We start from the raw sequence: 10738 nt of genomic DNA on the forward strand, positions 1-10738 counted from the left end.
ACCGGCATCGATCCAATCGCTCCCGTAGCCTCACGGGTTGCAGCCACTACGGCGAGGGCGGCGGCTGCCCCGGGCGGCCGAACAGGCAGCCCCGAAAGCCCGTGCAGCCGTTGTCCAGCAGCCAGTCATGCTGGTCCGGGGTCTCCACACCCTCGGCGACCACCTGCAGCCCAAGATGGGTCGCCAGGCTGATGATGGACCGCGCGATCAACTGGTCGTTGCCGTCGTCCAGCAGGCCACGGACAAAGGACTGGTCAATCTTCAGCACGTCCACCGGCAGGCGCTTCACCTAGGCCAGCGAGGAGTAGCCGGTACCGAAGTCGTCCAGGGCCAGCCGAATGCCGAGCATCTGGAGCGCGCTGCACGTCGCCGCACGGTCGCTCCAATCGGCCAGCAGCACGCTCTCGGTTTTCTCCAGAACAAGACAGGCGGCATCGGCGCCGGTCTCGTGCAGAATCGCGGCGAGCTCGGCGACGAACTCCGGCTGCTGGAACTGCAGGGCAGCGCCTTATACCGCGTCCCAGTGTCCAGCACCAGTGACCTTTCGCCCCGCGCCACGCCATCCATCGGAAACCCCCGACACCCAATCGGTTGCGGCCCAGCTTCCGCCCCGCCGCCCACCGCGTTAGCCTCGGCGGATTGCGGCCGACGCGGCCCACCCCCCGCAGCCACCCGGAAGCAGCCCAGGCATGAAAGGACAACCCTCCCGTCCCTACGAACTGCGCCACCGGCCCCGCAGTGGGACGGCGCCGGGCACGCTGGTGGCCCCGCCGGGCGCGCGCCCGCCGACGATCAACGTCATGGCCTATGGCGACGACGAGCTCATCGAGCGGGCCGACGTCAGCCTCGACGAGGTGGAGCGGCTGCTCGGCCGTCACGCACTGGTCTGGGTGGACGTGCGGGGCCTTGGCGATGCGGAGACCATCGCGCAGCTGGGCCAGTTGTTCGACCTGCACCCGCTGGCGCTCGAGGATGTGCTCAACACCCACCAGCGCCCCAAGGTGGAGCACTACGACGAGAGCAGCTTCATCATCACGCGGCTGCCGCATTTGACCGATGAAGCGCTGGAGCTCGAGCAGATCAGCCTGTTTCTCGCCGACGGTCTGGTGGTCTCGGTGCAGGAGCAGCCGGCGGACTGCTTCGACCCCGTTCGTACCCGCATCCGCAAGCACGCCGGCAACCGCGGACGGCTGCTGCGCGCGGACTACCTTGCCTATGCCCTGCTGGACGCGGTCGTGGACAGCTACTTCCCGCTGCTCGAGCAGTATGCCGAGCGCATCGAGGGGCTGGAGGAGCGCACCGTTTCCCGGCCGGAGCACGCCGGCATGCTGGAGATCCAGCGCCTGAAGCGGGAGCTGCTGCAGATCCGCCGCGCCATCTGGCCGCAGCGCGAGCTCTTCCGCGGCCTGCGCGAGGGCGAGGGGCGCCTCGCCGGCGACACCGGGCTGTTCCTGCGCGACTGCGAGGACCACGTCCTGCAGATCATGGATCTGCTAGAGATCTACCGCGAGCGCCTGGGCACGGCGGTGGATCTGCATGTCTCCGCGCTCAGCCACCGCATGAACGAAGTGATGAAGGTGCTCACCATCATCGCCACGCTGTTCATGCCCATGACCGTGATCACCGGGATCTACGGCATGAACTTCGACCCCGCCGTCTCGCCCTGGAACATGCCGGAGCTCGGCTGGCGCTACGGCTACCCGTTCGCCCTCGGCCTGCTGGTGGGCGTCGGCGCGCTGCTGCTGTTCTACTTCCGGCGGCTGGGCTGGCTCGGGCGGTGAGCTGAGCCCCCCCAGGCCCTGGCTCCCTCGCCCCCTGACACTTGCCGGCACTGTTCGTCCCCCCGATGAATCTTCGGGAAATCCTGCCCGATCGGGCGCCGCGGGTGAGAAGGCAACGGCATGAATTGCAGACGGTTCTGGCACCGGCAGGGGTTGGTTCTGGCGCTTCTGATGGGCCTCGCGGCGGCACCGGGGGCCTCGGCACAAGGCAGCGTTCACGCCCTGCTAGTCGGCGTCTCGGAGTATCCGGAGCTGTCCGAGTCGGTGCAGCTCGCGGGGCCACGGAACGACGTCCGTCTGTGGCGCGATTTCCTCGCCCGCCGCGGCGTCGCGTCCGAGCAGGTTCATGTGCTGGCGGATGGGGTGGACGGCGGCGGGCTACCGACCCGCGAGGCCATTCTCGATGCTCTGGAAGCACTATCGGCCACCGCTGGCCAGGGCGATGAGGTATTCCTGTTCTTCGCCGGCCACGGTGCACAGCAACCGGTCTCTGCCGAAGGTGCCGGGGACGAGCCGGATGGCCTTGACGAGATCTTTCTGCCCCGGGACGCCGCCGGCTGGAACGCGCCGCGTCAGGCCGTGGACAACGCGATCGTCGACGACGAGCTGCGCACCGCCATCGCCGCCATCCGGCGCAGCGGTGCCTCGGTCTGGGCCGTGTTCGATACCTGCCATTCGGCGACAGCCACCCGCGCCGTGCGTGCCGAGGGCGTTCGCTATCGGCAGGTGCCGCCAGCGGAGCTCGGCATCCCGCCGGAGGCCCTCGAGGCCGCCCAGGCCCATGCCGGTGTCCGTACACGGGGCGCTGGCGGCGGCGAACCGGAATCGCCGGCGGATCTGCAGGGCGGCGATGGCGGTCTCGTCGCCTTCTACGCCGCCCAGAGCACCCAGGAGACGCCGGAGTACCGGTTGCCGCGGGGCGCGGCTGAGGCACGCGAGCACGGCGTGTTCAGCTTCACGCTGCACGAGGTGCTTGCCGAGGCGCCGGGCGCCACGTACCGGCAGGCCATCGACGCGGTGATCCAGCGTTTCCAGACCATGCCGAGGGCGACGGCGGTCCCCCTGGCCGAGGGCCTCGACCTCGACCGTGGCGTGCTCGGCGCCGATGCGGACGCCATCACGCAGTGGCAGCTGGTCTCGGACGGACGCAATCTGGCGCTCAAGGCGGGCAAGCTGCATCGGATAACCGCAGGGGCCGTCCTGGCGGTGCTGCCCTCGGCGACCGCCGACGATGATGCCCGCCTCGGCTACGTGGAGGTCACGGACGCCGACCTCACCTCGGCGCGGGTTCGACCCGTAGCCCATAACGGCATGCCGGCACCGGCAGTGCTGGACCTGCCGCTGATTTCCTTCGCCCGGCCGGCGGTACTGCCGGTGGATTTCACCCTAGCGGTGGCCGTGCTGGGTGACGACAGCGGCGCAGGCCGATGCGCGGCCCCAGACGCCGCGCTGCAGCGTGCGGTGGCGACCGTTCGCACCGGCGGCAGCGACCTTGCCGAGCGGCTGGACTGGCCGGGTGAGCCGGGGGCTGCCGACGTGTGGCTCTGCCGTATCGGGCAGCGGCTGTACCTGCTCGGCCCCCAGACACCCGTGGACGAGACGGATGGAGCGCCCCTCGCGCCCTACCTGGACCTCGCCGCGGCCGGCTCCACCGCGCTCGCGGACCGGCTCGAGGACGCCCTCGGCCGTGTCTCACGGGTGCGCAATCTGCTGCGCGTCGCGCGGCAGTCCGCGTCAGCCGCGGCCCCGGCGCTGGAGACCGCCCTGCACGTGCGTCCCATCGGTCGCGAGGGCGATGGTCGTGCCTGCGAATGGCTCTACGCCCCCGAACCGCCGCCGGACAGCGAGCGTCACCGCGCCGGCCGCGAGCTCGAGCTGACCGCGGGGGACTGCGTCAGCCTCGTCATCACCAACCGTGGTCGCAGCCCGGTGGACATCACCGTCCTCTTCGTCGACGCACAGTTCGGCATCACCGCCCTCTGGCCGGGGCCACGGCAGCTGTACAACGGCCGCATCGAGGCGGACGGCCGCATCGCCGTCGGCGAGTTCGCGGCCCATGCCGATACCGTCGGCCGGGAGCAGCTGATCGTGCTCGGAGTGAAAGTGGAAGCCGCCTCCCAGCCGGCAGACCTGCGCTTCCTGGCCCAGGCCGGCGTGCGCACGCGGAGCGCAGCTCCGTCCCGTCCGCTGGAGGCCCTGCTGGCAGAGGGCGGCTTCGGCGCCAGCCGCACCCGGGGCATGGGGGCACCGGGCGGCGGCGGCGCGGGCCTGGAGGCCGCCGTCTTCCCCACCCGCGTCCGGCCAGACAGCGAGTGAGAGCGAGGCGATGGCGGCGGCCGGAGCGCCGCTGGCGACGGCCGCTCGGGTTCGCCTGGCTTGCCCTGGCGGCGACCACCAGCCATGCCGAGCTGGTGGTTCAGGACGCCGAGCCGGCCAGCTTCTTCGCCACCGAGACGGCAGTCACCGTGGCACCGGACGGGTATACCGCCGCCATCGGCGATGCCGAGGGGGCCGTGACCCTCTGGGATCTCTCGAGTCGCCGCCGCCTCACCCGGCTCCCCGCCGGCTCGCTGCTGAACGGCGTACGGCGGCTGCGGCTGCTCGACCGGGGCCAGGCGCTGTTCGCCGCCACCACCGAGGAGTTTGCGCTCTGGCACACGGGACGGCGCGAGGCGGTGCAGCGCTGGCCGCGCGCGCCGCACCCTGGCGCCGAGGGCTTCAATGACTTCACCGCCAGCGCCGACGGCCGCAGCTACGCCGGCAGCCATGCTGGCGGCACGCTCGTCGTCCTCACCAGCGCCGAGGGCAGCCGCCAGCTGCCGGTGCCGGGCGTCGCGTCCGCGCGCCTCGCGCTCAGTGACGACGGCCGCAGGCTCGCCACCGCCACCGCCGGGGAGCTGGTGGTGTGGCGCACCGACGGCGAGGCGATACGGGAGGCACAACGGGTCGCACTGCCCCAGGGCGTAGGGGCCTCCCCGGAGACACTGCGCTTCTCGCCGGATGCCCGCTGGCTGGTGATCGGCAGCGGCACGCAGGCGCACCGACTCCACCTGCCGAGCGCCCGACTGGAGAACCTCGAGAGCGCCCGCAGCCCGCGGTTTCTCGACGATGGCCGCCTGGCCTACTTCGGCGCTCGCGGCTGCCTGTGGCTGAAGCCGCCGTCGCGCGAGCCGGCCCGCCGGCTCGCGGCCACCCCCTGTCGCGACGATCCCCAGCCGGCCCTGGCGGTAGCGGCCGGGGACGTGCTCTTCAGCGGTCGCCGGCTGCTCGACGCCGAGACCGGGGACACCCTGGGCGAGCTCACCCGGCGCACGCGCGAGCGCCGGCTCATGGCCGTGGACGAAGCCAGCGGGCTACTGACGCTGCGCACGGCACCGGCCCCCGGCACGGCCGACCCCTGGGGAGACGGCGGCGAGACGCTGGAGCGAAACCGGCGCCGCGGCATCGAATTCCAGCGCTGGTCCCTCGGCGAGCTGGAGCGCTCCGTCATAACCCGGCCCGCCGAGCTGGAAGCGCTCCGCCGCCGCCACCCGAACTCCTCCGATTGCGGCGCGCCGCAGGGGCGCGACGGTTGGCGCACCGGGCAGAGGCTCGCCAATGGCCGGGTGCTCGTCGCCGATGCCGACGGCGTCTGGATCTGCCGGGGGGCGACGGTGCGGGGCCATCTTGCCTGGCCCACACCTTACCCCCCCGGCGAGCGGGCGACCCTGGTGCGCTTGCGCACCGGGCCGGACGGCCGCGAATACCTCTTCGTGGTGGACACGCGCGGCCAACTTGCGATCTGGGACTGGTCCAGCCAGCGACGGCTCTCACGAACCAGCATCGGCCCGGCGGCATCCGGCGGCGCAAGCGTGCTGAATATCGGCTTCGCGGCGCAGGACGGAGTCTGGACGGTCCTGCCAAGCGGTGTGCTCGACAGCCGCCGCGAGGCACCGCTGCTGGAGGGCGCGGTACGGGCGAGCGCCTTCGATCCGGACAGCGGGCGCCTGGTCGTCGCGGTCGACCAGGGTATCGCCGTGCTCGACATCACCAGCGGCGAGCGGCTCGCGATGCGGGAGCTCGGTCCCTTCGCAGTCGACCAGCTGCTGCTCACCGAGACGCGCATCTACGCCAGCGCCCGCAACGGGGGCATCCATGTCATCGCCCGGGCGGGCCACGAGCTCCTCGGCACGCTCTACCCGGTGGGCGAGCGTGGCAGCGTCGTCCTCGCGCCAGACGGTGAGTACGCCGCGAGCCGGGACGCGGTGGACGCACTCTCGGAACGCGACGGCCTGACCCTGCGGCATTTCGCGGACTTCGACCTGGCACGCAACCGGCCCGACCGGGTGCTCGCCCGCCTCGGCATGGTGCCGGAGGAGCGCATCACGGAGCTGGCCGCGCTGGTGGCGGAACGCCGTGCACGCCTCGCCACGCAGGCCACAGGCAGCAGGCCGGAGCGGCCAGCCGCAGGCTGGGCCGGTCCGCCACCGCTCGTCACAGGCCAGCGGCAGCTGACGTTGCGGCTCGAAGGCCCCGCCAGCGGCCGCGCCCACGTCTTCGTGGACAACGTGCGGGTCACGCCCGCCGGGGGGCGTGCCGGGGATCCGGGCGGCGAGATCGCCGTCCCCGTCGAGCTGACGGCCGGGGACAACCGCATCACCGCCTACCTCGAAGACGCTGCCGGACGCCGCTCCCCGCTGCTGCTGGCTCAGGTGCACGCACGGATACCCGCGCGCGGCGGACGCACGTTCTTCGTCGGCATAGGCGTTTCGGACTACGCCGACGATGCCTATGACCTGCGTTACGCGGCGCGTGACGTGGCGGACGCCGAGCGCCACTTCCGCCTGAACAGCCCCGGGGCGTTTCATAGTCGCCTGCTGCTCGATCGCGAGGCCACTCGGACCGCGATATTCGCCTTGCGCGGCTTCCTCGCCGAGGCTGCACCGGGGGATCGCGTCATCCTCTACCTGGCCGGACACGGGCTGCGCGACGCCGCGGGGCGCTACCGGTTCGCGCCGACCGACATGGACTTCCAGGACCCCGCCGCCCGGGGCCTCGGCTTCGCCGCCATCGAGGGTCTGCTTGGCAGCAGCGGCGCCCGGGAGCGGCTGATCTTCGTGGACAGCTGCCACGCCGGGGAGGTCCGCGGTGACGGCCTGTCGGCAGAGCCTGCGCAGGCGGGGCGCGAGACGGACCTGGGCCTGGTGTCGACACGGGGCATGCGTCAGGCGCAGGGTGCCGAGCCCCCGACGCTGGCGGCACGCAGCCTGCTCGAGGACGAGTTCCTGGATCTGCGGGAGGCGAGCGGGGCCCACGTGATCGCCGCGGCGGGAGCGGCGGAGTTCGCCCTCGAGTCACCCCGCTGGGCCAACGGCGTGTTCACCGCGGCCGTGCTGCATGGCCTGGAGACCCGGAGCGCCGACCTCGACGGCGATCGGCGCATCCGCGTCGACGAGTTGCGGCGCTACGTCTCGCAACGGGTGTCCCAGCTCACGGCGGGTGCCCAGCGTCCAACGAGCCGCCGCAGCAACTACGCCCGGGACTTCGCCCTGGCCGCGGCACGCGCCCCGGACACTCGCCTGCTGCAGGGACCGCCCGCGGTGTCCGGGGGCACGGCTCCAGCGGCCGTCGCTTACAGCGGCGACGGGCGTCATCTCCTGATCGCCCGCGGCAACGGCGTGACCCGTCACGCGCGCGATGGCAGTGAGCAGCCGCGGCACATCATGCTGGCCGATGGCACCATCCGGGACCTGGTGGCCGGCCCCAGGGGCCGCTATGCGGCGTTGCTCGTCCATGGGTCGGAGGGCTCGCCAAGGCTCATGCTCGCCGACCTCGAGAACGGCGAATCGAGAAGCCTGAGCGCGCCGGCCGGCGCGACCCTGCGCCTGCGCGACCCGCTGGTTGCCGGATTCAGCGGCGACGCCGGGTGGCTGGTGGCGGAGTCGGGGCTCGAGCGCCACGGCGTCGTGGTCTGGCGCGCCGGCGACGCCCGGCGTCCGGCCCGGCACTATGCCCTTGGGCTCGATGGGCTGCTCGCAGACATCGAGCCGCTCGACGACGGCCGCTTCCGGCTGGCCGACGACCGCGGCACCGTGATCGATCTTGCGGCGCGCTCCGGAGATGTGCTGTCGCGGTGGACCGTGCCGGCGCCGCCCGCGGACCGGCGCTATGCCGCTGCCGCATCGGGCGCGGTGCAGCTGGGCGCGGCGGGCCGGCTTCTGGTGCGGCGCCATCCCCTCGCCTCCGGCCCGGAGGCGGGCACGGACGACGGCGAGCCGGTCACGCACCGGATCGAGGCCTGGGATATCGCTACCGGCCAGCGAGTGCTCAGCCGCGACTTCGCTGGGGCCGTCACTTTCCGCATCGCCGCCATGGCGCCCCGCCTAGTGGTCCACGACAGCAATCCCCGCACGCTGCAGGCGCTGTTCGCGGGCACACCGGAGCGACCGGCGGGCTTCCGGGTCATCGACGTCATGGCGCGTGCCGATACGGCCTGGCTCGACGCGGGCAGCTCGGGAGTACGCGGACGTTGGGCAGTGCACCCGGCGGGCCTGGCGGTTGCACGCATCCGGTCTGACGAGGTGCTGGAACAGTGGGCGCTGGCTGGCCCGGAGGAATGAACGCGAGGCGGCCTCGGCCGCCCCGCGCAGGTGGCCGACCCGGGCGCGCGTCGGCGCCCGGGCAGCGGGGACATCAGTTGGTGACCATGCGATAGCCGTTCCAGACGCCGCCCAGATTGGCCACTTCGATCCGGAACGGTCCGGTCCAGCGGGGCCGCCAGGTGCAGGTCTCGCGATCGCTGTAGCTCACGCTCGCACAGATCTCGTTGCCGTTCTCGTCATAGACGTAGAGGTCGAGATCGGTGTCGCCGTCACCACGAATACTGACCGACGCGGTACGCCCGCCGTCAAAGTAGACGTTGTTGAACACGTCCGTGGAGCGGGCCAGCACGCGGAAGTTGCCAGCCGCCGCGCCGCCCGAGCGGCCCCGCGTGGTGCCGGAATCCCGCACCTCGTCGACGATGGCCATGACCTGCTCGTCGCCCCCGGCCAGCACCTGTGCGCGGTCCAGCAGCGCCGAGACGGAGAGATCCAGGGTTTCGTCCTTGTCATCGCCGGCCTCGCCGCCGCCGCTGCTGTCAGCGGCCACGTCCAGCGAGCGCGTGTCGATACCGGCCTTGATGCGCGCGGCCTGGACCACGAGCATCGCGTCGCCCTGTTCGATGCCGTAAAGGGCCAGCTCGTCTGCCAGCGTCAGGGCCCGCACCTCGGCCGAGGCCGAGCCGTCGGGCTTGTCATCGGCGACATTGGTGCCACTTTGGTCGGCCAGCGCCAGGCCGCCGAGGCCAGTCATCAGCAGGGGGAGGCTCAGCACGAGAGCCCGCCGGAATGTCACAGTCTTCATACTTTCGCACCTCGAGATGGGCGTTGGGTTCAGCACCGCGCACAGTCGGCGCGTGCCGGCGGTGTGACGCGGCACCGACAGAACTGTCAGGCCGCTCGACAGCACTCCGATTGCCGCAGGATCATCTGCGCTGGCCTGACGTTGCGCGGGCGCGCGCGTCCCCACCCAGCGGAGAGGTCCGAGATCGGTGGCATCCGGCATGCAGCGCCAACAACCACGACGACAATCGACCCATGACTGCCGATAGCTGGTGGAGACGACTGTCCGCCGGCTCTCGGCCGCGTGCGGGAGCCGCCGGGCATGACGGGCCCGATGCACCGGAACCCCTGGGGGAGAGGCTGCGGACCCGGGAGCGCGAGCGGCGCGCCATGGCGGATCAGGCCGGACTGGACCGACTTCTCGCCCGGGCCGAGCGTGATGGCCTGCTCAGGCCGCGCCATCGCTGGCCCCGATGGAGCCTCCCGGGCGCCATCGCCGCCGGCCTCGCGGCAGCCGTGATCGTGATCGGGCCATGGGGGGAGCAGCCAGCGCCGACGGATCCCATCCGTTACCGCGGTCTGGGGACGCCGATCGAGGTGGCTGCCACGGATCCGGAACGCTGGATCGAAGACACCATGGCTGACCTGAGGTCGGCAGGCTGCGCGGCCGATCGGGACCGACCGGCAGCGGATGGCTCCCGAACCCTGGTGGCCGATGTGGCACCCGGATGCCTGGAGGCCTTCCAGCGCCGCCTCGGCGACGAAGCCTCCGAGGTGGAGGCGCCCGGGCGCTACCGCATCCGGGTCAGCAGGCCATAACCCATGCCCCTTCAGCCCACCCTAGGAGTCTGCGCCGAATCTCAGGGCTCTGACTCCTGACAGCGCTCCAGGAAGGGGCGCAGCTTCTTGCGGCACTGGGAGAGATATTCGCGGGTGGCGCCGGGCGTGCGGCTCAGAAGATCGCCAATCTCCACCATGGACAGGCCATCGACGGCTGCCCAGATCAGGCACTGCGCCCGGTCCGGGAAAGCCTCCGCGAACCGCTCGAACTCCCGCCGGAGGCAGTCCTGGTGCTCATCGCGCTGGATCTGCTCGAGCGGTGGCGCATCGGGATCCACCAGCCGCTCCGCGACCTCGTCACTCAGGGCGAAAGTGCCGCGGCGCCGGCGGATCGCATCGATCATGACGTGCCGTGCAGTCGTCCACAGCCACGCGCGCAGGCGGCGATGGTCGCGGACGGTGTCCGCCCGGCGCAGCACCTGAATGAAGGTGTCCTGGGTCCAGTCCGCCGCCTCGGCGGATGACGCCCCATGCCGGCGATAGTAATCCTGGAACCGGCCGGCGTAGGCAAAGTAGAGGTCTTCGATCGCCTGCCGGCGCGCCGCATCATCACCATCCTGCAGCGCAGCGAGCAGAGCGGCGTCCTCATCGGGAGCCTCCTCGCCCGATCCCGGAGTGAGCGGTAGCCGCCCCAAGCGTCCCGTCACCACACTTGCAGATTCCCAGACTGTTCTTGGTATTGATTCTTGCCCGGAAGAACCGGGCTGCAGCCCCGGCTGCTGACTGCCATCTCCGGCACTGTTTCGCAGAGTCGCC

At 71.7% G+C, this 10738-nt stretch carries 6 protein-coding genes and 1 pseudogene; 4 read left to right on the top strand and 3 right to left on the bottom strand.

Annotated features, from left to right (window positions below):
• Positions 1-46: 46 nt before the first annotated feature.
• Positions 47-499 (bottom strand): annotated as a pseudogene (locus LMH63_RS18275) (EAL domain-containing protein).
• A 190-nt stretch (positions 500-689) separates the two neighbouring features.
• Here LMH63_RS18275 and corA point away from each other — a divergent pair.
• From corA to LMH63_RS18290, 3 genes are all read left to right on the top strand, one after another.
• The gene (corA, locus tag LMH63_RS18280) at positions 690-1781 is read left to right on the top strand and encodes a magnesium/cobalt transporter CorA (protein ID WP_109675189.1); all 1092 of its coding nucleotides are present in this window, start codon (positions 690-692) and stop codon (positions 1779-1781) included.
• 120 nt (positions 1782-1901) lie between these two features.
• Positions 1902-4097, top strand: a complete 2196-nt coding sequence (locus tag LMH63_RS18285; protein ID WP_109675191.1) for a caspase family protein — start codon at positions 1902-1904, stop codon at positions 4095-4097.
• Positions 4094-8380, top strand: coding sequence for a caspase family protein (locus LMH63_RS18290; RefSeq protein WP_109675193.1), 4287 nt, complete (start codon positions 4094-4096; stop codon positions 8378-8380). The genes LMH63_RS18285 and LMH63_RS18290 overlap by 4 nt, the downstream gene beginning before the upstream one ends.
• Positions 8381-8453: 73 nt before the next feature.
• Here LMH63_RS18290 and LMH63_RS18295 read toward each other — a convergent pair whose 3' ends face one another.
• The gene (locus LMH63_RS18295; protein ID WP_109675195.1) at positions 8454-9164 is read right to left on the bottom strand and encodes a hypothetical protein; all 711 of its coding nucleotides are present in this window, start codon (positions 9162-9164) and stop codon (positions 8454-8456) included.
• A 368-nt stretch (positions 9165-9532) separates the two neighbouring features.
• On the opposite strand from LMH63_RS18295, the gene LMH63_RS18300 reads away from it, so the two are divergent.
• Positions 9533-9961 carry a hypothetical protein gene (locus LMH63_RS18300; RefSeq protein WP_109675197.1) on the top strand — a complete coding sequence of 143 codons (429 nt, stop codon included), beginning with the start codon at positions 9533-9535 and terminating at the stop codon, positions 9959-9961.
• A 41-nt stretch (positions 9962-10002) separates the two neighbouring features.
• Here the strand turns inward: LMH63_RS18300 and LMH63_RS18305 are convergent, their stop codons facing one another.
• Positions 10003-10629 carry an RNA polymerase sigma factor gene (locus LMH63_RS18305; RefSeq protein ID WP_158280257.1) on the bottom strand — a complete coding sequence of 209 codons (627 nt, stop codon included), beginning with the start codon at positions 10627-10629 and terminating at the stop codon, positions 10003-10005.
• Positions 10630-10738: the final 109 nt, after the last annotated feature.

It is taken from the genome of Spiribacter halobius, assembly GCF_020883455.1.
In the GTDB taxonomy this organism is placed as follows: domain Bacteria; phylum Pseudomonadota; class Gammaproteobacteria; order Nitrococcales; family Nitrococcaceae; genus Sediminicurvatus; species Sediminicurvatus halobius.